The sequence below is a fragment of the Natronorubrum marinum genome, from assembly GCF_052040125.1.
Lineage (GTDB): Archaea > Halobacteriota > Halobacteria > Halobacteriales > Natrialbaceae > Natronorubrum.
Genome location: NZ_JBPPFV010000005.1, coordinates 47,482 through 70,775 on the forward strand (window position 1 = coordinate 47,482; position 23,294 = coordinate 70,775).

The window sequence follows — 23,294 nt, forward strand, 5'->3', positions numbered from 1 at the left end:
GCGATCTATCGTGTACCCCGACGAATCAGTACCCTAATCCGTCGCTCGGAGCGTCGACGACTGTCAGGATGGATGCTGGTGGCTAACCTTCTCGGCGATCTGTCCCGGAACTGGCGTCCCGCAGTCCGTACACTTCCAGTTCCGCGTCGCGATCCCGGACTCCTTCTCGAGATCCTGCGCAAATTTTACCAGTGCACCGCAGGGACATCGGTAGGTCGTGCGGGTCATAGCGAGGGAGTCGCCGCGCCGGTGTGTAAACGACGTGCCAGCGATGGAAGCCACGGTCGGGTTCGCGATTGGCCACAAACGACAACGCCTACGGTCGCGAGCCTCGAGGGGACGCACAATGGCCGAAACCGATCACCGGATCCCGGTCGATGACGGCGAGTCCGTCGCTGCCGTCCATCACGAGGCGCCCGGAGACGACTGGCTGGTGTTCTGTCACGGCTTTCTGAGCGACAAATCGGGGAGTTACGAGCGACGCTGTCGTCGAGCGGTCGAACGGGGGTACAACGCCGTTCGGTTCGACTTTCGCGGCTGTGGCGACTCCGACGGCGCGTTCGTCGACCAGACGCTCAGTTCGAAGCTCGCGGATCTGGCGGCCGTCGTCGGCCAGTTCGATCCGGCCTCGTACGCGCTGTTCGGCTCGAGTTTCGGCGCCAAGGTCGCGTTCCACGCCGCCGTGCGTGACGTTCGAGTCGGTGCAGTCGTCGCCCGAGCACCCGTGACGTACAACCGCGCCTTCGACGAGTACCGAACGGCCGTCGAGCGCGAGGGCGAGTATCGGTTCAAGACTGGCGATCGAATCGATCGTCGATTCTTCGACGATTTCGCCCGGTACAGCTTTGATACCGTCGAACGTTCGCTCGCCGTCCCGGTCGCGATCTTTCACGGCACGCAGGACGACTCCGTCGACGTGGCTCACAGCTTCGAGGCGGCCTCGCAGTTCGAGACCGATGTTCTTCTCGAGACGTTCGCGGCGGAAGGCCACCTGTTCTCGTCCGCGGCGGAAGAACGCCTGCTCGAACGGACGTTTCACTGGCTCGAGACGTAGTGATCACTTCGCCATAGTAAATCACATGTCGGTATATCGTTCTACTCGCCCGCTCGAGCCAACTATCCAGTATCGACAGCGGGTCCGAAATCGCAGTCGATCGGTCCCGAGACCGGATTTTCTCGGTCAGAAAAACCGGACCGTTTTTCATAGCGTTGCCGGAACGAACAGGTAGCAGTGAGTGAGGATACTGATCTGTCGACAGTGCTCGCGGTGCTCGACGACGAGTACGCACGCAAAATCCTCACCCATACGAGCATCGAACCCATGTCTGCCAGTACCCTGAGTGACCGGTGTGATGCGTCCTTACCGACGATTTATCGGCGACTCGACCGCCTCGAGGAGTGCCAGCTTGTCACCGAAGAGACGGAGCTCGCACCCGACGGAAACCACTACAGCGTCTACAGCGCGAACCTCGAACATCTCGAGCTCTCCCTCGAGGACGGCTCGTTCGAACTCGAGGTAACGTACCGCGAGGAAGACGTCGCCGACAAGTTCACCCGTCTGTGGGAGGGGATGCGATGAGCCAGGACATCGTCCGGATCGACGAAGCACCGTTGTTCGAACTCCTGACCGTAGCGACGCTCTTTCTCGTCGCGCTGTTCGGGACAGTTATCGCCTACCAGGCCTACCGAGGGTACCGTCGTAACGATGCAGGATCGATGCTCTATCTCGCCGCCGGATTGCTCCTTCTGACGCTCTGTCCGTTCCTGGTCAACGTGACCGTCACGACGGTCGCCAGCCCGGGGCAGGTCGTGACGGTGTTTCTCGAGAACGTGAGTCGACTTCTCGGACTGGTCGCGATCATGTACTCGCTGTACGGCCAGCACTGAGTTGACGGCACGTCGGATCTTACTGACCGCAAAACTGAGACGAGTGTCGGGTTCGTCGGGCCGAAGCGAAGGCGGGGACTGCTTCATCGGGGAGACTGCACGGACGACTGGGGGTCGGCGAGTGGCCGTCCGTCGGGGACAGCAGTTCGTCAGTGGAGTGCCACCGTGGGGATGATCGGTTCTGACGACACACGCCGTTCGGAGGGAGGACCCCTCCCACTCCCTCCTTTCGACTAGCACGTAATAGTGGTACGAGCGGATTTTCTGAGTCGGAAAATCCCCGCGACGGACCGACCCGGTCGCGCCGCGTTCGAACTGGCTGCGATCGAGACGGCGTGTCAACACGTTCTTTGTACCGCTCCTCGAGGATTCGATATGCACTATCTCGTCGGCACGGCGTCCGTGCACACGACGGCCGCGATCTGCGACTACCTCGACGAGCGCGCGACGAGCGACGATGACGCCACGGTCGTCGCCGTCGCACCGTCGGACGACGCGACGGTACGGCGTGACGCACAGGAGGCGTTGAACGTCGCTCCCGTCAGGTTGGCTGCACTCGACGACGTTGGAACGGAGCTACGAACCGGCGACGACCCCGCCCGGACGCTTCTCGAGACCGCGACGGCCGTCGACGCGGACGAGATACTGATCGCCGCTCACGACGGGCTCGCGGACGAGTCGACGTCCGTCGGGTCGACTGCGAGGCAGTTGCTCGAGATGGCGTCGCTCCCGGTCGTCGTCGTGCCAGTCCCGGACGCGTAACGAGGGTTGCCGCTGCCGGCATCTCTCCCGGGAACTCGAGCCGATCGCATTCATAACGACTGTGCAGGAAACTGCAAGCGTCGAAACGATGACCTTCTTCGTCGGTAGCGGACGGCTACTTAATCGGCAGTCCCACGAATCGCCGATCGATGAGTGAGGAGATTCCGTTGTTCGAAATCCCCTGGGACGAAGACGACGTCGCGAACGCCGTCGACTCCATTACGCGGGGTTCGTACTGGGCGAACGGGCCGTTCGTCGAGGAGTTCGAGGACGGACTCGAGGAGTATCTGGGGGTCGAACACGCGGTGACCGTCAACTCGGGGACGTCTGCCCTGGTCGCCGCGCTGACGGCATACGGTATCGGCGAGGGTGACGAAGTGATCGTCCCCTCGTTTACCTTTATCGCGACCGCAAACGCCGTTCGACTCGTCGGCGCCACGCCGGTGTTCGCCGATATCGAGCGGGAAACGTACGGTCTCGATCCCGAACGCGTCGAGACACGGGTAACCAACGACACGGCGGCGATTCTCCCGATCCATCCCTACGGTGCCCCCTGCGATATCGGTGCCCTCGAAACGATCGCCGCGGACGCGGGCGTTCCGCTGATCGAGGACGTCGCTGAATCGTTCGGTGCCGATTATCGCGGCCGCACGCTCGGAACGATCGGCGACGCGGCGATACTCAGTTTCTGCCAAAACAAGATTCTGCCGACGGGCGAGGGCGGAGCCATCGTCACCGACGACGACGAACTCGCTCGCCGCCTCGAGCGGTACCGTTCGCACGGTCGCGCGTCGTCGAAGTACTTCGACTCTCCCGACAGCGGCGAGTACACGGGCGTCGGCACGAACGTTCGAATGTCGGATCTGGTGGCGAGTATCGGCTGTGCACAGCTCGGGAAAGTCGAAGATCACATCTTCAACCGCCGACGCGTGGCGTCGCGCCTGTCCGACGGTCTCGCTGCTGTCGACGGTGTCGATCCCCACACGGCCGCCGGTCGCGGACGCCACGTCTACCAGCTGTACACCGTCACGCTCGACGAACGGGTCGACCGAGACGCCGTTATCGACACCCTAACCCGGCGAGAGATTGCGTCGAAGGTGTACTGGGATCCGAGCGTCCACCTCACGCAAGCGTACCGTGACGAGTACGGCTACGAACCGGGTGCGCTTCCCGTCACAGAAGAGATTTCGGGACGCGTCCTCTCGCTTCCGATCCACCCGGGACTACGCGACGGCGCGATCGATCGGATCGTCGCTGGCGTCAGAGACGCTATCGAACGTGACAGGGCTACGAACACGGGCCAGTCGAACACAATGCAGAATTGATATTTTTTCAAAGCCCCTGAAGTCGATGAAACCCGCCGAACGTCACGACAATTCTCTATCAATGTTAGCTGACTATCAATCCAACCGACCCATAACAAAGGGGAACGCTCTGGGTTGAGTGAATAGGCCGCGTCGGCGTCGGTACCGAGCCGACAGTAGCGGCAGTTGGAGTCGATACGTAATCATGAGATGGCCAGTCACAGCCGATTCGCGGATGTCGATCCGGACCGCACTGTCACGGATCGATCGATCCGAAGCAGGAGGTATCGTTGTCGTCGACGACGAGAACCAACTCGTTGGGACCGCGACCGACGAGCGACTCAGACAAAAACTATTCGACGGGGTTACACCAGATACGCCGGTTTCGGACGTGGTGAACGAGGACCCCATCGTCGTCGATACGAGCGGGAGTATCCGAACAGTGGACGGGGCACCGGAGATTCTCGAGAGCAACGATCGAGCACAACAGACGACCATCGCGCCCGTGGTCGACGGCGACGAGCGAGTCACCGACGTCACGGCGATCGAGTTGATCGACGACGTGACCCGAGAAGTCGAGCCGAATTCGAGCGCCGTCGACACGGTTCTCGTCGTCGGGGGAGCAGGATATCTCGGTTCGGTGCTCTGTCGGCAACTCCTCGAGGACGGGTTCGACGTTCGCGTGCTCGATCCGTTGATGTACGGCGACGCGGGCATCAGTGCGCTCCGCGACGACGATCGGTTCACCTTCTATCGAGGCGATGCCCGATCGATCGATACCGTTCTCGAGGCGATCGACGGGGTCGACGCCGTCGTCCACCTCGGCGGCATCGTCGGCGATCCCGCTTCCGAGATCGATCCGGAGAAGACGCTCGAGTACAACTTCCACTCGACGCAGCTGCTGGCGTCGATCTGTAAGTACCACGGAATCAACCGCTTCGTCTTCGCCTCGACCTGCAGCGTTTACGGGCGTTCTGAAACCGAAGCCGAGCCGCTTTCCGAAGAATCGCCCCGAAATCCGGTCTCGCTGTACGCTCGGCTGAAGATTCAGTCCGAGCGCGTACTCCACGACCTCGCCGACGACCACTTCTCCCCGACGATTCTCCGGATGGCGACGATCTACGGACAGTCTCCACGAATGCGATTCGATCTCGTCGGAAACATTCTGCCGGCCAAGGCCCACGCTGAGGGAACGATCCCGGTGTTCGGGGGCGACCAGTACCGACCGAACGTCCACGTCGCCGACGCCGCTCGAGCGTACGTCGACTGTCTAACCGCGCCGATCGACGACGTTGCCGACACCGTGTACAACGTCGGGTCGAACCAGCAGAACTACCGGATCGACGAACTCGCGACCATCGTCGCCGACTGCTTCCCCGACGCTTCGATCGAGTACCACGACGAACTCACCGACGAACGGAGCTATCGCGTGGAGTTCGAGAAGATCCGGACGGAACTGGGATTCGAGCCCGAACGGACGGTTCGCGACCACTGTCTCGAGTTGAGCGAGCGGTTCACGTCCAACGCGTACACCGATTATACGGCGACCAGATACAACAACTACGAGACGCTCGAACGGGCGCCGAGCTACGAGAACGCGGCCGCTATCCTCGACAGTCACGACCCGGTCTCGCGTGAACAGACGCGTGAGACGCTTTCCTCGAAAGAAGTGTAGTTCTGACTGTTCAATCGCATAATCGACCATCCTCGACGCCGACAGCCCGTGCAATCGAATTTCCGTCTCGAACCCGATCAGGAACGCTCGGGTGGACTCTCGTCCAGTTCGTCGGGCCCGTCGTACGCCTCACGGATCGACGTCGCGCACGACTCGGCATCCGGATTCCGGACCGACACGTCCCCGCCACCCGGAACCGTCGGCGTTCCGGCGTCGAAGAGTTCGATTCCCGAGATAACCGGGCCGTAGGCGAACGTTCCGAACTCCGTCGTCGCCGAAATCGTTCGCTCGTCTTCGACACTACCGACCGGTTCGGTGATCGTTCCGAGCTGCCCCCGCTCGTCCCACCAGAACAACGAAAGGAGCACCTCGGCTGCGGGTTCGGTGACCCGAACCGTCTCGCAGTCGACGAACTCCGCAGACGGCGACGACCTCGAGCCACCGTTTTCGCCGTCCACTCGGTCCAGATGACAGTCCTCGAACTGCGGATTCTCGACCCGTGCGTCTCCGAGCCCCGGGATTGCAGCCTCGCTCTCGAACAGTTCGACGTACTCGAGGACCGTCGACTCCGGCTGGAGGTCGAATTCGACGGTCGAGTCGATCGTTCGTTCACCGTCAACGCCGCCGACCGAATCGACGATCGTCCCCTTCTCCTCGTCGTCAGAGACGAAGGTCACACCGAGGAGTACGTCCTCGTACGTGCCAGTAATTTGGATCCGCGTACAGTCTCGGAACTCGACCGAAGCCTGTACCGACTCCTCGTCTCCAGTTTCTGGATCAGTTTCCATCCCGATCCACCCCTTCGAACGGGTTCCAGATCGGTCCCTGTTCGTTCCCGTTCTCACCGATCGACCGGTTTGCCGTCACTGAAACCGGAGTAGAGATGGTTCGCACGCAGGCGGCTATCGACGGTCGGCTCCGTTGTCGGTCGAATTTGGACATAGGCTCGCATTCTCGAGCGAATCCATCAAGTATTTGTCATTGGCCAGTGAGTGTCAGGAAATCAGAGATGGGGACGGCGATTGAATCAGTTTTCGGCAACGAAGCCATCGACAGCGTTTTTCAGTGGTCTCGCCCTGTTCGACCTTGTTCAGGTAGATGAAATCCATAGTACGAGTCACAGAAATCTACACTACATGATTGCGTGCACTTTTCCGGTTTCCGGATGAGTGAACCGCAGAAACTCAGCTATCCATTGATTCACTCAGTACCCATGCGGAGCGAACTCTTTCCGCGTTAGGTTCGCTTCGCTCACCCTTGCGCAAAACTTCAATAAAAAAGGCCACTCGCTCTCGGTGGTCGCTCTTGGGTGCTGCACTTACAGTTCGACCACAGCGGTAACGCCTTCCTCTGAACGGATTACTGACGTTCATCCTCCGCGTCCTTCCAATGGCCGGACTCAACGTCGTGGATCTCTCCTTTCGCCTCGCGTTTGCCTGGCCAGAACGCAATCAAAAAGACTCCGATATAGAACAAAGCCAGCGCTGTTGTGACGACCAGGCCAGGGATTCCCGGAAGTTCCGCGGCCTCAGTCCACTGTGTTCCGGGGCTAAAGAGGGTGATCTTAGAAACCCAGGCGAGCCCGACGACAACAAACAGCAACGCGTACACCCGACGGACCCGACGAGACAAGGCTTCGAGGTATGAGACCTTGAATGTCGGCTGACGGAGATCGTCACTGATCTCTTCTCTCCAATTTGAGTGATATTTGGCGTTTGCGGGATTGAAGGCGTTCGCAAAGATATTCTCCTCGACGAACCGGACTTGAGACCGCCACACATCGTAGAACCGATAGCGTCGGACTTCGAAAAAGAGGAACATACCCAGTAGTACCAGCCCGATCAACAAGAGGTACGCTGGCATATCCTCGCTTGAATACACGATCGAGAGCAAGGCGGCAATCAGGGTGATTGCCCAGTCGGTTGTTCGGTCGAGGCGATCCTGTGCGCTTACCGACTGACTCACACTACCTCGATAAAAGTGCGGGAGGAGCGAAAGGAATTCTTCCCGATCAGTGCCGGCATCGGTCGCAACCTCTTCATCTTGAGCGTCGAGTCGGTCGGCTGTCTCGTCCATGTCAATTGTACTCATCCGACCGGGATAACGCTCTCTACGTGCTCAATATAGTTAGATAACTATCATTCTCTCTGTCATACCTTTCAGTGCCAGTCTATAAATTATATCATGAGATACATCCATCGGAATAATAACGATGATGTGCCGGATGTATCTTCTGGGCCTTGTTTAGATGTTCCCCAGGGTAGTCCTGACAACATCCAGAGAGACAAATCCCTGACTACCTTTACTGAGCAATATATCCATTATTTCACAAAACGATACTAGCTACTCTCTTGACGGCTCTGGTCAGTCAGCACAAACGTAGTGGGGGGACAGTTCCGGTACCTACTATCAGCTTGTAGTGGTGTGCGCTACCTCTTATCACGCTGCTCTACTTTGTTCAAGTAGATGAAATCCATGACGGATTCTCGTGAAAACAGGGTGTATTTCCGGTTCAGTGATGCCGATTTCAGCTGTTAGAACCCTCGAAACGCAACCGTATATAAAGAATTATCGATAGTGGATATGAGGCTTTGTTGAAAGCCTCAATCGCTAATAGGTTTCAACAGCCGTGCTGAACACAGGGCGCGAATGTGGCACGGATTGAGGAGCAATCAGCGCGGAAGGCCGAACGCTCAGTACAGGGAAGCAGGTAACGAAGAAACAATTGATTTCATTGCTGTCAGATAATGTATTTATTCTTGGTAATCGGTTGAGTTCAGTACGACGGGTTCGTTTAGCATAAAGCCAAAGGAATCTCTCGCTACCCTACGATCGTCTGTATCGATTCGATACCGTAATGTGCAGATACCGTCAGCGCTACTGTCCAGACGAATACCGACACAGTCATCCACAGTGCGACGGTTCGTTTCTTCGATTGTAGAGCGAGTGCGATGATAGTCGCCAGATGGACGCCGATAATGACGGGCGAAGCGAGCGCCAGTCCGGGAAGTCCGAATCGATTCCAGATACGCTTTGCCCAATTTTTCCGGCGGGACGTTTTCGAGTTCGGATTGGGCTGTTCCCAGCCGAGGGCAGCCTTCAGACGGACGTAGAACGCGATGATCCCGTATATCGGGAGTACGTTCCCGAGGAATGCGAACAACGCGACGCCGAACGGATTTATTCCGAGAGCAACACCAATCGGAATTACGACGACTATCTCGAGCCATGGAATTGCCGCCAGCACGAAAATCAAAGCGTATTGCGTTATCCCGTCCGCATCTCGCAAGGTTTCGGCTATGGATGTCTCGAGAACTGGAACGGATAGGGCACTCGAGGCGAGTTCGGTACCGACCGTAGCGGCGGCAGACTGTGACAGAAGTAGGAGTATTCCAATGGTCAATCCAATCACCCATAGCGTACATGGTATTATTCGCAAAAGCTGTCGACGAACACCATCTCCCGTTTCGTTGGTCATACGTTGGATTCGGAGTGGTATCCGTAAAGCCGTTCCCGAACAAAATGGCACATTATATCAGTTTATTTTGATTATTGGAGCCAGTATAACGTGCAATGGTGGTATTGACTACCAATTCGACGATTCGATAATCAACGTCGTGAACGTTTTATCCGGTGGAACAGAAGGATTATTATGACCTCGTTATGTGATCTCGGACTCTCCAGCTACGAAGAACGAGCGTACACAGCACTGTTGACGCTTCGGACTGCGACCGCTGAGGAAATATCCGAGGAAAGTGAGGTACCGAAGGGACGAATTTACGACATATTGAACGGTCTCGAGTCACGGGGACTCGTACGGGTACAGCCGAATACACGCCCTCGAATACACAGACCGATCGATCCGAAAATCGTGGTAGCGCGACTCCTCGAGGAGCGAAAAGAGGAGTTAGCAGTCGAACGAGCGAGATACGAAAGCATCGCTGCGGAGATCGCTTCGCACCTAAGATTAAAGAAACCAATCGACGGTCGATTCTGGACGGCGATGGGTGGGCCGAGCGAAATCTTTCAGATGTTGTCGGAACGGGTCGAAGAAGCCACTGACGAATGGCAGATGACCGCAACGACCGCTGCCGGGGGACTGTTCGGTTTCGACCAAGTACACGAGGGAAGCGTGGATCAGTTCGTCGACGCGCTAGAGCAAGGTGTGAATGTTAAGGTTCTATTGACTCGGCGACTCATCCGCGAACTGTCGGCATCAGTCGAAGATGTGGCCGTTCGTGAAATTACCGATCACGAGGGGTTCGAACTGCGGATCACTAACGAGGTGTACAACAGTATCGATCTCATTGATCGAACCGATCTCTGCGTGTACGTGGCTGACCCGTTCGATCCTCGTTCGATCCTCGGGGTGACCCAGATTGATGATCAAGAGTTCGTCCGAACCGTCGAGACATCGTTCGAGTTCTGCTGGGAGCGAGCTACGCCCATCACCTCGATCGGTGACTCTGGGAACTGGTGATCCCATGGTCTCATTTGATCATCCAACGGTTTGTTCAGAAATCGATTCGAGAACGTCTACCAAATTAGCTCTATGGCGGTCACAGGTGCCCCCGGAAACGACTTTTAGGTGCGGTACACGAACCCGTGGAGTGGCACTTCATGATCGGCGTGAAACAAACAGCGTCGTCGTGCTACACTAATGCTCTGTGTGCAGCACGCGACTCCTATCGGCTGGAGGATTCAAGAACGCTGATTCTCGTGAGCATCAACCGGGTAGCGATTCCTGCCAATAGACAGACTCGTGAGCGGATACCCTCGAATAGTTCGTCAGTCGCCGCAAGGTTACTCTTCGATTCAGTACCCGAGGTGACTATGAAACTGTGTTATCGGTTACCGATCGAGAAACGAAAGAGCAACTGCCGGAAGATAATTTGACTAACTGACCGGCGATAGAAACTCTGTAGCGCCCGAATTCGGCTACCTATTTTCTCGCTGTTCGACCTTGTTCAGGTCTCGGACTGATGTTATAGATTTCGTCTACTTTGCCGGTTCCCAGTACATTTGCTCAGTCGTCATCAGCGGTATACGCGCCTCCACGACGCTTAATTCGAGCAACGACCATCCGGTGCTCGTCTCGGTGGAAAGTGACCGCGAGACGGAATTCGCCAATACGCACCTTACGACGTGAGCTATTCTGGAGCGGTTCACCATACTCTGGTGGGTCACGCCACGGAGAATCGACGATTTCGTCGAGTTTATCGATGATGCGCTGCTGCTCAGTCGAGTTGAGTGCATCGAGATCGTCCTGTGCTTTCGATGCGAGTTCCCACCTCCACTCGTCGTCACTCATTCGTCCTATCAGTACCGAATCGTTCGCGTGCTTCATCGGCACTCATCATCCGTTCTTCACGGACATCTTCTTCGGCTTGGAGGAGTGCAACGAGTTCATCGCGGTCGAACGTGGGGTGTTCGACGGCATCGCGTAAGGTATATCGAATAAATTCGCTACGGCTGTTGAATCCCCGTCCTTGCCACGTATCTTCGATTTCGTCGAGAAACGACCGTTTGACTTTGAAGTTCACCGTGACGATCTCGTCGTCGCCGTTGTTTGTGGCCGCTTCGGACATACGGATGTCTTACCCGCGTGTTACTGTAGGTGTTTCGCCGTTCAAACGCTGAAGCTATCGACGAAGAGAGACGATAATAAGTACGTGAATTGCATGTTATTTGCTACCGATTCTCACGCTGTTCAACTTTGTTCAGTTCGATCAACAGTCGGAAGATCGCCTTTACAAGATTGTCGTCGACGTCGAACTGTTTTGCGTTGGCTCCCGCGCGTTCCATTACCTGCTGTTCTTGCTTCTCGTCGGTCGTCGGCAGGTTCTGCTCGTCTTTGACCTGGGCGATCGTGTCCGCGACATAGGTTCGCTGCGCGATCAGTTCGACGATCTCGCGATCGATCGTCTGGATCTCCTCGCGCAGTTCGTCGAGGCTCATCTCGTCCGGTGTTCGCTCCGTCTCGCCGCCGTCGGTGGCTGTCTCTGGGTCTCGAGTCATGTCACTTGTGCTCCGTCTGTCCGCGTCCGCAGTAATCGTGTCGTTCCATCCCGTTCCGCCCACCGCTCTCGAACCGTCTCGAGCGTGTCCTGGTCGCCGACGGCGACGTAACTCGGCCCGGTTCCCGACAGCGAGACGCCCGTGACGTCGGGCAGGGCGTCGATCATCGGGCCGGTCGAGAACTCGAGGGCCCCGCAGAACGCGAAGCCGTTGACGGTCATCGCCTCGCCGTAGCGACCGTCGAGGGCGAGTTCCGCAACGAGATCCGCCATCGGGGCGATCCGCTTGCAGGCCGAGACGTCAGCGTCGGCGCTGAACGACTGTTCCGGCGGGGTGTACACGAGCGCAAACCAATCCACGTCCTCGCGAGCGAGCAGTTTGTCGCCCAAATTATCGGTGACCGTCACGCCGCCGAGCATGCTTGCGCTGGCGTCGTCGAACGCACCTGTGACCGTGACGCCGGCGTCGCGGGCCGCACGGACACCCAGTCGACAGGCGTCGATTCGCTCGACCGTACCGACGATTTCGAGGGCATCGAGTGTCGCAAGCACGGTCGCGTTCGCCGCGGCGCTCGAACTCTTCAGCCCCGACGCCATCGGCACCTCGCTCTCGGTTCGGACACGAGCGCCGACGGCTGATCCGTCCAGTCCCGCGGTCTCGGCGTACTCGTCGATCGTCAGTTCGGCACAGCGCTCGACGAGCACCGTATCTGCGTCGGGTTGGCCGGCGATTTCGGCGTCGATACTCCCGTCGGTCGTGAGTTCGACGGTGGCTGTCGTCTCGAGGTCGATCGCAAACGCAGCGCCGGTCCCGGTCGCGAGTGCGTTGAGAACCGTTCCGGCTGCTGGAGCGACGGCGCGGCCGTCCATACGACAACCGACTCAGAGCGCGTACTTACGGCTGACGGTCTCGACGATTCTATCCCCGGACGGCCGCTCGGCTGAGACGGTGGACTCGAGTCGGTCGTCGGCCGATTCGAACGGACGATCGGACGGCAGAACGGACCGTTTTTCCGGGAACCGACCCAATGGACGAGTAATGAGCGTTCGTAACAACGTCGCACCCAGTACGATCGGCGTCGACTTCGTCGAGGGCGGCGTCGTCGTCGAGTACCTCGACGGTCGGGACGTTTTCTACCACGGCCCGCCGAAACCCGTCGAAGAATCGATCAAGACCCCGCCGGGCAAGGAGGTCCACGTCCTCGTCACCGATCCCGACGGGATCGAGGGCGTCATGACCTACGTCAACGACCACAATACCCACGACGACATCCTCGAGTCGACTGGCGTCGGCCGCGTGATGCTCGAGGGCGACGACGAGGAGGTCCTGTTCCCGGGGGTGACCGTCTCGACGGAAGCCTACTCCATCCGCGTCGACGCCGACCTCTCGCTGGTCGACGGCCGCGTGTTCGTCTTCGCCGAGGACGAGTTGAGCGAACACGCCTACGAACTCGTCGCCCACGCCGAGCACGTCGATAGCGAGGGCGAACGTGGCGACGCGGATACCGAGCGCGATGAAACGGACGAGAACGCCAAGACCAACGGCACCGACTGGGGATAACGCGATGCCGCTACAGAAACCCTGGCGCGACCTCGACCGCGGGACGGTCGCCAGCGCACCCGACCGACCGGGCGTGTACGAACTCACCGATTCGTCGGGGACGGTTCAGTCGGTCGGACACGGCGTCCTCCGGGACGAACTCAAGACGGCGCTCGCCTACGACGATGGCGAGCGCGTGCGGTGGACGGAAACCCACACGCTCGAGCAGGCTCAGGAACTAGCTGTCGATCACCGCGAGCGACTCGAGTAATTGTCGCTCGATCCGCCGAACGACGCGCCGAGCCGGAGACGCGCCGAGCCGGAGACGCGCCGAGCTATTGGATGTACGACGGGTCGGTGTCGTCACACCGCTGCTCGTGCTCCGAGGCGTCTGCCTTTTCGTCGAACAGTAGCCCGCAGGTTTCACACTCCCACCACGTAGCGTCGTCCCGCTCGGTCTGGACTACCATATCCGACAGTTCACGACGAACGACAAAGGCGTTTCTTCGAGGTGACTAGGTGTTCGACGCGGGAAGAGGCAACGAGCGAGAACGTGGTTTGCACCCGCAGACGGCCGCGATGTAGCGAGAGACGTTCAGGCGTCGAGCTCCGTAAGCTCCTCGACCTCCGGAATCTTTTCGCTAGCGGTAGTGATCTGTCGCATTCGCTGTTCGTGTTTGTGATAGGCGTACTCGGAGAGATCGGACGGGCTCGGACCGGGACCGCCTTCGGAGCTGGCACCGTCGTCGCTGGTCAGACTCTTCTGGACGAGCGGCACCAGTTCGCCGACCGTCTCGCGGAGGAGGTCGGCCTCGACGTCACCGTCGATCACGAGCGACTTGAGTTGTGCCATGCCGAACCCGACGTGGCGGCCCTCGTCGCTGCGGATCAGTTTGAGTCCCTCGACCAGCCCCGGCAGATCGGGGAGTTCGGGCTCGTTCTCGCCGTAGGCGAGCGTGAGACCGTAGTAGCCCGTCTGTGCCAGAATGCCCTCGATCGTCAGGTGGTAGTGGCAGTGAGCCTTCGCGCGGTTCTCGGGCGAGTCGTCCTCGAGGAGGCGGTCCATCGCTCGCTCGTTGCGCTCGAACAGTTCGTCGTAGGGCTCGTTGAACCACTTCTCGTCGGTCGGCGAGGACAGCTGCTGACCGCGCCGTTTCTCTTCTGCGTGAACCACCTCGCGCCAGTAGCGGTCGAAGAAGTCCGTGTGCTTCGACTCCTCGTAGAGCTGGGTGGTGATGAACATCTGGTCGCCGATATCGTCCAGGACGACCGCCAACGGTGCGAGGTCTTCCGTCACCGACTCCTCGCCGGCACCGAACAGCGCGAGGGACTGTTTGAGCCCCTCGAACGCCGGTTCCGGAAGTTCGGCAGCACCCTCGAGGTCGGCCTCGAGATCGATTTCGTGGGGATCCCAGTGTTTCTCGACGGCGTTACGGTAGTAGTTGTGCGAACGCACCGTCGTGTCGAGTTGCGTTTCGGGTTGTGGCTGGCTATCGGTTGCCATCGTTAGACGGACCTACCGGCAGAATCAACATGAATTTGTATCTCACAGAGTAGGGTGTTTAACTGATAGAGGCTATATCTGGAGCCATGGGGCTCATCGCAGAGTTTCGAGTGACGTCACTCGACCTCCCGTTAACGAACGCAGTAGCGGCCGTTCCGTCGGTCACGGTCTACATCGAACGGATCCTCGTCATCGATCCCGACCGTCCCGTAGCGCTCTGTCGAGTCGTCGACGAACCCGACGACGAATTTCGCGACGCACTGGCGGACGACGCCACGGTCGCAGGGGCCGTGACGCTGGACGAGTACGACGGGAACGCGCTGTATCGGATCGAACTCCGCGATCCGCCGGTACCGATATACCGGAAATTCATCGAGTTAGGCACCACGCCGCTCGGCAGCATCGTGACCGTCGACGGCTGGTGGAGTCGGTCCCGGTTTCCGGACCGAGAGGCGCTCGCTGAGTACCGCGAGTTCTGTATCGAACGCGGCGCGACCTTCCAACTCGAGCGCCTGACTCGAGAATCGACGGCCGACGATCCGCCGTTGGGACTCACATACGAGCAGTACGAAGCGTTGACCGCGGCCCGCGACGCGGGCTACTTCGCGGTCCCGCGAGAGGCGTCGACCGCGGATATCGGGAACGAACTGGGGATCTCAGGACCGTCAGCGTCCGAACGGATTCGACGGGGAATCGATCGAGTGCTCGAGAACGGACTGTAAGTGACTCGATTTCGGAGCCGACTGACAGGACAATTCTCAAGACGGCCCACGCGAAAGGAACAGTCATGAGCCAGTCGGATTCGGACGGCGTTTCGCTGACGGTTCGGGCCGCCGAGAAGCGAGACGCGGGGCGAGGAGTCGCACGGATCCCTGAGATCGCACGCCGGCAACTCGGCGTGTTGAGCGGCGACACCGTCGTCATCGAAGGAGAGAAGACGACCGTCGCGAAGATGTGGCCGGCGGACTCGTCGGTTCCGGAGAACGTCATCCAGATCGACGGCGACACCCGCGCGAACGCCGGTGCACACGTCGGTGATACGGTGGCCGTCCGGACGAAGGATACCTCGACGATCGCCGAAGCACAGCGAGTCACACTCGCCGCGCCGTCGTCGTTTACCGACACCCAGCGTGGCAGTGCGGAGCGAGAGGCGGCCAAGACGCTTCGTAATCGACCGGTTCGGGCGGGCGAGCAGATTCGAATCGAGGGGCTCGGACAGGAGCCGTTCAGGGTCACCGACACCGACCCCGGCGGCGACGTTCGGATCACGAGCACGACCACGATTCGGATCGCCGGCGGCGGTTCGAAGCCGGCTCGACAGGGGGGTTCGAGTACCGCTCGAGACGCCGGCAGAAGGTCCGAGAGTGGCAGCGGAAGCGGCAGTGGCGGTGGGACGGGAGGAACAGGAGGAACGGCAGACGGTCCTCCGTCCGGGACGGCCGAGGCGGAACCCACCTCCGGAGTCACGTACGAGGACATCGGCGGCCTGGATGAAGAGCTCGAACTCGTCCGTGAGATGATCGAACTCCCGCTCTCTGAACCGGAGCTGTTCCGACGGCTCGGCGTCGAACCTCCCTCCGGCGTCTTGCTCTACGGGCCGCCGGGAACCGGAAAGACGCTGATCGCTCGCGCGGTCGCCAACGAGGTCGACGCCAACTTCGAGACGATCTCCGGGCCGGAGATCATGTCGAAGTACAAAGGCGAGTCCGAGGAACGACTCCGCGAAGTGTTCGAACAGGCCGAGGCGAACGCGCCGACGATCATCTTCTTCGACGAAATCGACTCCATCGCGGGCCAGCGAGACGACGACGGCGACGCCGAAAACCGGATCGTCGGCCAGCTCCTGACGCTGATGGACGGGCTCGACGCCCGCGGCGAGGTGATCGTCATCGGCGCGACGAATCGCGTCGACGTGATCGATCCCGCGCTCCGTCGCGGCGGGCGCTTCGATCGCGAGATTCAGGTCGGGGTCCCGGACGTGGAGGGGCGCAAGGAGATCCTCGAGGTCCACACTCGCGGGATGCCGCTCGACGACGACGTGAGCATCGACGCCATCGCTCGACGCACGCACGGGTTCGTCGGGGCCGACCTCGACGCCGTCGCGAGCGAGGCCGCGATGGCCGCGATCCGCGGCCGGCCGACCGAATCCGACGAACGCGACGAGTGGAACGAGAATCCGACGGTAACGAAGTCGCACTTCGACAGCGCGCTCGCCGCCGTCGAACCCTCGGCCATGCGCGAGTACGTCGCCGAATCGCCGAACACGGACTTCTCGAACGTCGGCGGGCTCGAGGACGCCAAACAGATTCTCCGGGAGTCCGTCGAGTGGCCGCTGACGTACGATCGGCTGTTCGAAGAGACGAACACCGACCCGCCCTCCGGCGTCTTGCTCTACGGGCCGCCCGGGACCGGGAAGACGTTACTCGCGCGCGCCCTCGCTGGCGAGACCGACGTCAACTTCGTCCGCGTGGACGGCCCGGAGATCATCGACCGCTACGTCGGCGAGAGCGAGAAGGCGATCCGCGAGGTGTTCGAACGCGCCCGACAGTCCGCACCCTCGATCGTCTTCTTCGACGAAATCGACGCGATCACGGCCGCCCGCGGCGAGGGCCACGAGGTGACCGAACGCGTCGTCTCGCAGCTTCTGACCGAACTCGACGGGATGCGCGAGAACCCGAATCTGGTCGTGCTCGCGGCGACCAATCGGAAGGACCAGATCGATCCCGCCCTGCTCCGTCCGGGACGACTGGATACGCACGTTCTGGTCGGTGAGCCGGACCGGGAGGCCCGCGAAAAGATCCTCGAGGTCCACACCCGCGGGAAACCACTGTCCGAGGAGATCGATATCGGCGATTTGGCGGGCGAGTTGGAGGGGTATACGGGGGCGGATCTCGAGGCGCTCGTCCGAACGGCCTCGATGAAGGCGATCCGCGAGGTCGCCAGCAAGTACGATCCCGACGAGGCGAACGAGAAGGCGGACGAGGTTGTGATTGAGCGACGGCATCTGGAGGCGGCGCGGGAGAACAGCACGCCGACGCAGTGAGATGCTGTCGAAGGATCAACGCTCAATCGAGGCCTGTCGATAGCTAATTTGCCACTGTCCACCGATAGAGCCGCTATCAGCGGCAGTAGCTTCGGAAACGGTGGTGTGGTCCGAGAAAATCGTCGCGAGTAGTCCTGGTCTCGAGGCAGGCATCCGTCTGGCAACTAACAGCGGAACTGGTGGGGTGAGAGGGGCGCTGGAGCAACGTTTCAGCGGAAGCTCCGGAAGCGGTGGTGGGTGCGCCGCAAAAACGTCTATTTCAGGGCGTGTGACTTGCTCGAGACGGCAAATAGTCTCTCCACTAACGGCGGAGTCAGTGAGGTTGAAAATCACCGAAGTACGTTTTCAGCGGAAACATCGGAAGCGGTGGTGTGTCTTCAGCGGATCGTCTCGAGCAGCGCCCCTTCGAATCAGTATCCGCTTCGCTACTGAGGTTTAAATACGAATAGTCGGCCAGTGGCCGCATGGATTGGGAGACACCGGCCGACGCGTGGTACGTCTGGCTGGCCGTCAGCATCGTCAGCGTCGCCCTCGCCGGAATCGTACTCGGGCTCCCGACGGGCCCGCCGCCGGATACGAATCAGGCCGCGAACACGATCGACCGCGTGGCCGGAACCACGCACGACGCCAGCGCGACGTACGGCCACGACGCCGCGGAAGTCAAGTTCGAGGGTCCTACCGTCTCGCTGCGAAACGAACACGGAACCGCTCGCTCGAGTCTCGCATACGGAACCGTCGTTCCCGTCGTGGGGAACGAACGGCTCGAGGCGGTCGCTCGCGGCGCGTCGCTCGAGTCAGCCTACGGTGACGCCGTCGAGACCGATCGACAGGATGTCGAGGGCGAGTTCCTCGCCGACCTCGTCGAGGCACACGACGAGATCGACGGTGAGTGGACACCCGCGGACGGCGAACTGGCCGTTCGAACACTCGAGGTCGAAGCGGAAGCGGGAACGACCGTCGAGATCGCCGGCTCCATCGACCGGGTCGAAAACGTCTCCAGAAGTTTCGAGAGGACGGCTGCCACTGAAGCGACAGTTCGTTACACGGCCGCGTCGGAAACCGAGATCGAAGTCGTGCTCACCGGATTCGAGTTCGCCGGCCACGGCAATCGAGATTTCAACGATGTCGAACACGGCGGGGACAACGAGCTGCTGGTGACCAAGAGCGAGACGGATACCGCGGACGGCTCGCAAGACGATTTCGAGGTACCGATCCTCTCGGAGCCAGGAGCGAATCACCACGCGCTCGTCTACCCCATCGCCGTCGGGGTCTATACCGACGGCTCCCTCGAGTGCGAAGGCCAACTCGAGAGCAGTCACGGGTTCGCAGACATCTGCGAGGGTGGATCGATCACGACCGACATCGCCAGCGACGCCGCGGAGCTAGCACAAAACGCCCAATCGGGTGAGTACCGTGTCACGCTCGTCACCGCGTAAGGGCCGGAGCCCACGGCGTAACCGACGAACCGAACGGGGCGTCAGCACGGTTGTAGACGTCGCGATGGCCCTGCTGCTCGTCAGCGCAAGCGTGCTCCTGCTCGGGGCCTACCTCCACGCGGCGGACGACGACCGCGACGAAACCCGCCCCGATAGAACGGTCGAAACGCTGGCTGCAGTAACGCTCAGCGTCGAGTACGATCTCGAGGGCGTCGATCCCGTCGACGAGCGCGACGGCAACGACACCCGAACCGACTACGGCTCTGCGACCGGACTGCTCGCCGATGCGGCCGTCGCGAATCTCCACATCGACGGCGTCCAGATACTGCCGTACGCCGACGACTTCGAGGACGGCGTCGACGCCTCCACGTCGAGCGCCCTTCTCGGCGCGAACCGCGAGTTCTACGTCGTCACTGAATGGAAACCGTACGCCGGCGCGGCGATCAACGGCACGGCGACGGTCGGCGAGCGACCGCCGCCGGACGAGGACGTCTCGAGTCGCACGATCACGGCCTCGAGCGATCTTCCGGCCGTCGACGAAGCCGATCTATCCGTCGAGTCCGACGACGACGCACTCGAGACCGCCGGAGCAGCCATCGGTGCGGCGATTATCGAGGGCTACCTTCCGCCCGAATCAGCCCAACGAACGCTCGAGAGTCAGGGGCTCTCGCGAGAGCTCACGGTCTACCACTACGAACGACTGGTCGCGCCGCTTCCGTACGAGTTCGGCGGGGAGACGAATGCCGACGATGGGCGCCCGCTCAATCGAAGCGAGGCCGACGCGCTCGAGGCGAACGAGCGCGTGCTCTACGGCTCCGACAGCGAAAGTGAGTCCGACTTCGGAGTGAGCGGCCTCGCAGACTGGATCGCGAGCGATCTGGAAACCGCCTTCGCAGACGAACTCGAGGCGATCGACGAAGAGTTCGACGGCGACGCCGAGCGAGAAGAGGCGGTCGCGGCGCTACTCGCCGAGGAGGTATCGACCGACGACGTGACGATCACAGTCCAGACGTGGCAGCCATGAGCGGGCGACCGCGGACCGTCTCGCTCGCGTCGGACGACCGAGCGCGAATCCCGTTCGCGCTGCTCGCGGTCCTTCTCCTCGTCAGCAGTATCTCGATCGTCGCCGTACTCGAGTCCAGAGACCGCCCGGAGGTCGACGTCGATCAGGGGCTCGCGGTCGACAGGGCCGAATCGATCGCCGTCGGCGAGATTCGCCACGCGGTCGTACGTGCGACGGACGACGCCGCCAGGGCACCGGTCAGTTCGACGGACGGCGCCGACGCGGCGTTCGCCGATGCGGTCGATTCCGGCGACGTGTTCGAGCAGTATCTCGAGCTCCGCATCTACCGCGACGTGGCGGTATCGCTCGCCAGCGCCGAGCAGAAGATTGGTCACGACCGAACCGCGGTCGCGTCGATCGAACGGCTCGACTGGGACGACAGCGACGACCTCGAGAACGCCATCGATCGGGTCGATTTCGAACGAGCGGACGACGACGTGCTCACTGCAACCGTCGAAGACGTCGAACTCACCGTCGAGCACGACGGCGAGGAGACCGCCAGCGAGCAGCGTGATATCACGGTGTCCGTGGGAACGAACGCCCTCGAGTTACACGATCGAACGAACGAGTTCGAGGAACAACTCGAGACCGGCTTCTTCGAGGCCGAGGAGTTCTACGACGGATTCGGCCGTTACTTCGCCGCGCGGATGTATCCCTACGTCTGGGGGAAGGCCTACTACGATCGCCTCGTGAGCAGCGACCGAACGTTCCACAACCTCACGCCGAACGAGCACACCGAGGTGATGGCGAACGACGCCGTCTTCGCGCTGCAGGAGGCCTCGTTCGGGACGGCAGATCCGTACGAGGATCGCGCGACCTTCCTACCGACAGTCTGCATGGCGAATGACCTCGCCTCGCAAGCGGGCGATATCGATCTCGACGAACTCCTGGGCGAGCAACTCGGGGACGAGATCAACGAGTCGGATGGACTCTGTGGGAGCGATCTCGTCGATACCGAAGGAGAAATCGATTACCCGGAGCCGCCGACGATTCAAGAAATCGTCCTCACGCTCCTCGAAGAGAACGTCGACACGGACGTCGAAATTCAGGCCCACCCGTTCGCCGATATCGCGTACATGGAGTTGGTCGCGGGGCTCGCGATGGACGACGTCGAATCCGAGTTCAACGACTCGCTCGAGGGCCACGAGCGGTTCAGCGACGTCTATCTCGAGGAGTACTACGACGACGAGTCGGCGAATCAAGGCGCGGCGGACGCCGTCGGCGGACTCGAGGATCAGCTGGCCGATCTCGAGGAACTAATCGACGAGACCGCACCCGAGCGCGATCTGACAGGAGATAGCATGGAGAACGTGTACGACGTCGATATCGACACGAGCGAAACGGGACCGACCAGACACGATCGGCTGCCGGAGACGGAGCGGCCGGGCGAGAACTGGTCTCGAGCCGACCGCAGCTATACGACCAGCGGCGGCGACGCCAGCGTTTCGATCGACATCGTCTCCGACGATGGGATCGGATTCGACGACCGAGAGCTCGCCGAGATCACCCTCGAGTACGAGACCGACGTCGGTGTGATCGAGACGTGGCAACACGACAACGAAACGCTTTTTGATCCGATAACGAACGTAACGATCCCCCTCGAACAGGTGCGAACGAACTGGAAACGGCCGGTAACGTACAGCGCGAGTTACGGGATCGACGCGGATCTCGCGGAAGACGTCGAGGCCGAGCGCGGATCTCGAGGTTTCGAGTCGCCGTTCAGTACCGATTCGTGGAACGAGTCGTACGGTTTCGTCGACAACTTCGACGGTATCGAAACGGCCGCCGTCAGCGAAACGTTCGATCTCGATGCGACGTCGGTTGGGGGACAGGAACGCGAACTCGAGGACGAGATCGAAGGCGCGAGCCGGCCGATCGTCACGGAAAGCGACTTCGAGCGCGCGATTCCGTACTCGAGTGACCCGGACGTCGACGTCGAACCGCGGGACAGAACCGCACTCTACGACTGGGTAATCGGCGAGCTCAACCGAACGCACGAAGCGGTCGTGACGTCGGTCGAACCACACGAAACCGACCTCTGGAGCATGCTGGAACGGCCGAGTCCGCTCGGCGAAGTCGAAGACAACGTCCGGAGCGTCGAGGACGAAGTCGTCTACGAGAACACGACCGGAAGCTACGAGAACACCGCCGATTTGCTTCGGGCCGAAGTCCGGAAACAGTACTTCGAGGCGATCTACGAGCACATCGAGACGATCGGCGGCTATCACGAGGAGACGATCGACGGCGGTGCCGGGATGATCGACGACCTACTCGGTGGGCTGCTCGACGCGGGCAACGATCTGCTCGGCGCACCGCTGGAGTTCGTCGAGTCGATGCTCGATCCCGAGAGCCAACCCGAAGACGCACGGGCACCAGGTCCGGACTCGGACCTCCTGGAAGCCACCAGCTATCAGGTCGAAGCCTCCCCGACGTACCTGTCGTTGGAGACCGTCAACCGAACCGACGTCCCTGCGGTCCGTCCGGAGGGTGGAACACTGCTCGAGACCGATCCGACGAGCGAACACGCCCCGATGGGAGCAGGCTATTTCGACGCCGTCGGCTTCCCGGGACTGCCGCTCTTACCCATTCCGTCGGTGTCGTTCCTGCAACTCGACGTCTACTCTCTCGAAGTGCAAGGCGAGTACGCCCGCTTCGAGGTTCGGGCGAACAGCGGTGATCCCGCGATCAGCGACGAGACAACGTACGTTCGCCAGGACACGCGGGTCTCCCTCGAGACACCGCCGTGGGCGGATCAGGACGAACTCGCGGTCGGCGCCGTCGAGCCGATCGGCTTCGAGAACCGCCTCGCCGTTCCGGTCGTCGTCCCGAGTCCCCAGTTGCTCCCGCGAGGGACGCCCGGCGTCGGCGATATGTGGCAGTCGACGACCCTCGACGTCCCTCGCGAGGAGTGTTCGACGGCGTGGAACGACGTCGGGGCGAGCTTCGAGTCGAACGAGCAGGGCGAATCGGACGAGTGCATTTCGGACGAGACCGATCTCGAGCTACCGGTTGGCGGCTGAAGGGGTTGAGGACGACCGAGTCCCGTCGGAGTCAGTGAGACGC

The 23,294-nt window shown here is 60.8% G+C and carries 24 protein-coding genes; 14 read left to right on the plus strand and 10 right to left on the minus strand.

Translation table 11 applies throughout. The features are described 5' to 3' along the window. Positions 1-63: 63 nt before the first annotated feature. Positions 64-228, minus strand: coding sequence for a hypothetical protein (locus tag ACSFC5_RS21835; RefSeq protein WP_440767324.1), 165 nt, complete (start codon positions 226-228; stop codon positions 64-66). 118 nt (positions 229-346) lie between these two features. Here ACSFC5_RS21835 and ACSFC5_RS21840 point away from each other — a divergent pair, with 118 nt between their 5' ends. From ACSFC5_RS21840 to ACSFC5_RS21865, 6 genes are all read left to right on the plus strand, one after another. After that, positions 347-1,054 (plus strand): alpha/beta hydrolase family protein, encoded by a 708-nt coding sequence (locus tag ACSFC5_RS21840; protein WP_440767325.1) that lies wholly within the window; start codon positions 347-349, stop codon positions 1,052-1,054. A gap of 177 nt (positions 1,055-1,231) precedes the next feature. Beyond that, positions 1,232-1,579: an ArsR/SmtB family transcription factor gene (locus tag ACSFC5_RS21845; RefSeq protein ID WP_006091105.1), complete on the plus strand. Its 348-nt coding sequence runs from the start codon at positions 1,232-1,234 to the stop codon at positions 1,577-1,579. Then, positions 1,576-1,887: a DUF7521 family protein gene (locus ACSFC5_RS21850; RefSeq protein ID WP_440767326.1), complete on the plus strand. Its 312-nt coding sequence runs from the start codon at positions 1,576-1,578 to the stop codon at positions 1,885-1,887. Before ACSFC5_RS21845 ends, ACSFC5_RS21850 begins: the two co-directional genes overlap by 4 nt. A 375-nt stretch (positions 1,888-2,262) precedes the next feature. Further along, the gene (locus tag ACSFC5_RS21855; RefSeq protein ID WP_440767327.1) at positions 2,263-2,649 is read left to right on the plus strand and encodes a universal stress protein; all 387 of its coding nucleotides are present in this window, start codon (positions 2,263-2,265) and stop codon (positions 2,647-2,649) included. A 149-nt stretch (positions 2,650-2,798) separates the two neighbouring features. Further along, positions 2,799-3,974 carry a DegT/DnrJ/EryC1/StrS family aminotransferase gene (locus tag ACSFC5_RS21860; protein WP_440767328.1) on the plus strand — a complete coding sequence of 392 codons (1,176 nt, stop codon included), beginning with the start codon at positions 2,799-2,801 and terminating at the stop codon, positions 3,972-3,974. 184 nt (positions 3,975-4,158) lie between these two features. Further along, on the plus strand, positions 4,159-5,628 hold the full coding sequence (locus tag ACSFC5_RS21865) for an NAD-dependent epimerase/dehydratase family protein (protein ID WP_440767329.1): 1,470 nt from the start codon (positions 4,159-4,161) through the stop codon (positions 5,626-5,628). 77 nt (positions 5,629-5,705) lie between these two features. On the opposite strand, the gene ACSFC5_RS21870 is transcribed toward ACSFC5_RS21865, so the two are convergent. The 3 genes from ACSFC5_RS21870 to ACSFC5_RS21880 all read right to left on the minus strand — a co-directional run bounded on the left by ACSFC5_RS21870 (position 5,706) and on the right by ACSFC5_RS21880 (position 9,106). Next, a complete protein-coding gene (locus tag ACSFC5_RS21870) occupies positions 5,706-6,416 on the minus strand; it encodes a hypothetical protein (RefSeq protein ID WP_440767330.1) in 711 nt (236 codons plus the stop codon). Between the two features lie 571 nt (positions 6,417-6,987). After that, positions 6,988-7,704 (minus strand): DUF2270 domain-containing protein, encoded by a 717-nt coding sequence (locus tag ACSFC5_RS21875; RefSeq protein WP_440767331.1) that lies wholly within the window; start codon positions 7,702-7,704, stop codon positions 6,988-6,990. A 745-nt stretch (positions 7,705-8,449) separates the two neighbouring features. Further along, positions 8,450-9,106: a small multi-drug export protein gene (locus ACSFC5_RS21880; protein WP_440767332.1), complete on the minus strand. Its 657-nt coding sequence runs from the start codon at positions 9,104-9,106 to the stop codon at positions 8,450-8,452. Between the two features lie 174 nt (positions 9,107-9,280). Between ACSFC5_RS21880 and ACSFC5_RS21885 the strand changes: the two genes are divergently transcribed. Next, entirely contained in the window at positions 9,281-10,108 is an 828-nt protein-coding gene (locus ACSFC5_RS21885) for a TrmB family transcriptional regulator (RefSeq protein WP_440767333.1), read from the plus strand. A 546-nt stretch (positions 10,109-10,654) separates the two neighbouring features. On the opposite strand, the gene ACSFC5_RS21890 is transcribed toward ACSFC5_RS21885, so the two are convergent. The 4 genes from ACSFC5_RS21890 to ACSFC5_RS21905 form a co-directional block, all read right to left on the minus strand. Beyond that, entirely contained in the window at positions 10,655-10,939 is a 285-nt protein-coding gene (locus tag ACSFC5_RS21890; protein ID WP_440767334.1) for a type II toxin-antitoxin system RelE family toxin, read from the minus strand. After that, positions 10,932-11,216 (minus strand): ribbon-helix-helix domain-containing protein, encoded by a 285-nt coding sequence (locus ACSFC5_RS21895; protein WP_440767335.1) that lies wholly within the window; start codon positions 11,214-11,216, stop codon positions 10,932-10,934. The genes ACSFC5_RS21890 and ACSFC5_RS21895 overlap by 8 nt, the downstream gene beginning before the upstream one ends. Before the next feature lie 103 nt (positions 11,217-11,319). After that, positions 11,320-11,646: a chorismate mutase gene (locus tag ACSFC5_RS21900; RefSeq protein ID WP_090311492.1), complete on the minus strand. Its 327-nt coding sequence runs from the start codon at positions 11,644-11,646 to the stop codon at positions 11,320-11,322. Further along, positions 11,643-12,515: a shikimate kinase gene (locus tag ACSFC5_RS21905; protein WP_440767336.1), complete on the minus strand. Its 873-nt coding sequence runs from the start codon at positions 12,513-12,515 to the stop codon at positions 11,643-11,645. Before ACSFC5_RS21905 ends, ACSFC5_RS21900 begins: the two co-directional genes overlap by 4 nt. Before the next feature lie 169 nt (positions 12,516-12,684). On the opposite strand from ACSFC5_RS21905, the gene ACSFC5_RS21910 reads away from it, so the two are divergent. Continuing rightward, complete coding sequence (locus ACSFC5_RS21910; protein ID WP_440767337.1) at positions 12,685-13,206, plus strand: DUF5796 family protein; 522 nt, start codon at positions 12,685-12,687, stop codon at positions 13,204-13,206. A gap of 4 nt (positions 13,207-13,210) precedes the next feature. Further along, on the plus strand, positions 13,211-13,456 hold the full coding sequence (locus ACSFC5_RS21915; RefSeq protein WP_440767338.1) for a DUF7508 domain-containing protein: 246 nt from the start codon (positions 13,211-13,213) through the stop codon (positions 13,454-13,456). A 64-nt stretch (positions 13,457-13,520) separates the two neighbouring features. On the opposite strand, the gene ACSFC5_RS21920 is transcribed toward ACSFC5_RS21915, so the two are convergent. After that, positions 13,521-13,655, minus strand: a complete 135-nt coding sequence (locus ACSFC5_RS21920; protein WP_440767339.1) for a DUF7128 family protein — start codon at positions 13,653-13,655, stop codon at positions 13,521-13,523. A 125-nt stretch (positions 13,656-13,780) separates the two neighbouring features. After that, a complete protein-coding gene (locus ACSFC5_RS21925) occupies positions 13,781-14,689 on the minus strand; it encodes a ribonucleotide-diphosphate reductase subunit beta (RefSeq protein WP_440767340.1) in 909 nt (302 codons plus the stop codon). An 86-nt stretch (positions 14,690-14,775) separates the two neighbouring features. On the opposite strand from ACSFC5_RS21925, the gene ACSFC5_RS21930 reads away from it, so the two are divergent. The 5 genes from ACSFC5_RS21930 to ACSFC5_RS21950 all read left to right on the plus strand — a co-directional run bounded on the left by ACSFC5_RS21930 (position 14,776) and on the right by ACSFC5_RS21950 (position 23,251). Further along, entirely contained in the window at positions 14,776-15,411 is a 636-nt protein-coding gene (locus ACSFC5_RS21930) for a helix-turn-helix domain-containing protein (RefSeq protein WP_440767341.1), read from the plus strand. Positions 15,412-15,476: 65 nt separating this feature from the next. Further along, a complete protein-coding gene (locus tag ACSFC5_RS21935; protein ID WP_440767342.1) occupies positions 15,477-17,732 on the plus strand; it encodes an AAA family ATPase in 2,256 nt (751 codons plus the stop codon). 464 nt (positions 17,733-18,196) lie between these two features. Further along, positions 18,197-19,168, plus strand: coding sequence for a DUF7283 family protein (locus ACSFC5_RS21940; RefSeq protein WP_440767343.1), 972 nt, complete (start codon positions 18,197-18,199; stop codon positions 19,166-19,168). Continuing rightward, positions 19,146-20,192 (plus strand): DUF7284 family protein, encoded by a 1,047-nt coding sequence (locus tag ACSFC5_RS21945; RefSeq protein WP_440767344.1) that lies wholly within the window; start codon positions 19,146-19,148, stop codon positions 20,190-20,192. The genes ACSFC5_RS21940 and ACSFC5_RS21945 overlap by 23 nt, the downstream gene beginning before the upstream one ends. Then, positions 20,189-23,251: a DUF7286 family protein gene (locus ACSFC5_RS21950; protein WP_440767345.1), complete on the plus strand. Its 3,063-nt coding sequence runs from the start codon at positions 20,189-20,191 to the stop codon at positions 23,249-23,251. The genes ACSFC5_RS21945 and ACSFC5_RS21950 overlap by 4 nt, the downstream gene beginning before the upstream one ends. The last annotated feature ends 43 nt before the right edge of the window (positions 23,252-23,294 follow it).

Excerpts from the sequence above, each read along its gene's own strand:
- ACSFC5_RS21835 (WP_440767324.1), bottom strand. The coding sequence starts at position 228 with ATGACCCGCACGACCTACCGATGTCCCTGCGGTGCACTGGTAAAATTT.
- ACSFC5_RS21840 (WP_440767325.1), top strand. The coding sequence starts at position 347 with ATGGCCGAAACCGATCACCGGATCCCGGTCGATGACGGCGAGTCCGTC.
- ACSFC5_RS21850 (WP_440767326.1), top strand. The coding sequence starts at position 1,576 with ATGAGCCAGGACATCGTCCGGATCGACGAAGCACCGTTGTTCGAACTC.
- ACSFC5_RS21855 (WP_440767327.1), top strand. The coding sequence starts at position 2,263 with ATGCACTATCTCGTCGGCACGGCGTCCGTGCACACGACGGCCGCGATC.
- ACSFC5_RS21860 (WP_440767328.1), top strand. The coding sequence starts at position 2,799 with ATGAGTGAGGAGATTCCGTTGTTCGAAATCCCCTGGGACGAAGACGAC.
- ACSFC5_RS21865 (WP_440767329.1), top strand. The coding sequence starts at position 4,159 with ATGAGATGGCCAGTCACAGCCGATTCGCGGATGTCGATCCGGACCGCA.
- ACSFC5_RS21870 (WP_440767330.1), bottom strand. The coding sequence starts at position 6,416 with ATGGAAACTGATCCAGAAACTGGAGACGAGGAGTCGGTACAGGCTTCG.
- ACSFC5_RS21875 (WP_440767331.1), bottom strand. The coding sequence starts at position 7,704 with ATGGACGAGACAGCCGACCGACTCGACGCTCAAGATGAAGAGGTTGCG.
- ACSFC5_RS21880 (WP_440767332.1), bottom strand. The coding sequence starts at position 9,106 with ATGACCAACGAAACGGGAGATGGTGTTCGTCGACAGCTTTTGCGAATA.
- ACSFC5_RS21885 (WP_440767333.1), top strand. The coding sequence starts at position 9,281 with ATGACCTCGTTATGTGATCTCGGACTCTCCAGCTACGAAGAACGAGCG.
- ACSFC5_RS21890 (WP_440767334.1), bottom strand. The coding sequence starts at position 10,939 with ATGAGTGACGACGAGTGGAGGTGGGAACTCGCATCGAAAGCACAGGAC.
- ACSFC5_RS21895 (WP_440767335.1), bottom strand. The coding sequence starts at position 11,216 with ATGTCCGAAGCGGCCACAAACAACGGCGACGACGAGATCGTCACGGTG.
- ACSFC5_RS21900 (WP_090311492.1), bottom strand. The coding sequence starts at position 11,646 with ATGACTCGAGACCCAGAGACAGCCACCGACGGCGGCGAGACGGAGCGA.
- ACSFC5_RS21905 (WP_440767336.1), bottom strand. The coding sequence starts at position 12,515 with ATGGACGGCCGCGCCGTCGCTCCAGCAGCCGGAACGGTTCTCAACGCA.
- ACSFC5_RS21910 (WP_440767337.1), top strand. The coding sequence starts at position 12,685 with ATGAGCGTTCGTAACAACGTCGCACCCAGTACGATCGGCGTCGACTTC.
- ACSFC5_RS21915 (WP_440767338.1), top strand. The coding sequence starts at position 13,211 with ATGCCGCTACAGAAACCCTGGCGCGACCTCGACCGCGGGACGGTCGCC.
- ACSFC5_RS21920 (WP_440767339.1), bottom strand. The coding sequence starts at position 13,655 with ATGGTAGTCCAGACCGAGCGGGACGACGCTACGTGGTGGGAGTGTGAA.
- ACSFC5_RS21925 (WP_440767340.1), bottom strand. The coding sequence starts at position 14,689 with ATGGCAACCGATAGCCAGCCACAACCCGAAACGCAACTCGACACGACG.
- ACSFC5_RS21930 (WP_440767341.1), top strand. The coding sequence starts at position 14,776 with ATGGGGCTCATCGCAGAGTTTCGAGTGACGTCACTCGACCTCCCGTTA.
- ACSFC5_RS21935 (WP_440767342.1), top strand. The coding sequence starts at position 15,477 with ATGAGCCAGTCGGATTCGGACGGCGTTTCGCTGACGGTTCGGGCCGCC.
- ACSFC5_RS21940 (WP_440767343.1), top strand. The coding sequence starts at position 18,197 with ATGGATTGGGAGACACCGGCCGACGCGTGGTACGTCTGGCTGGCCGTC.
- ACSFC5_RS21950 (WP_440767345.1), top strand. The coding sequence starts at position 20,189 with ATGAGCGGGCGACCGCGGACCGTCTCGCTCGCGTCGGACGACCGAGCG.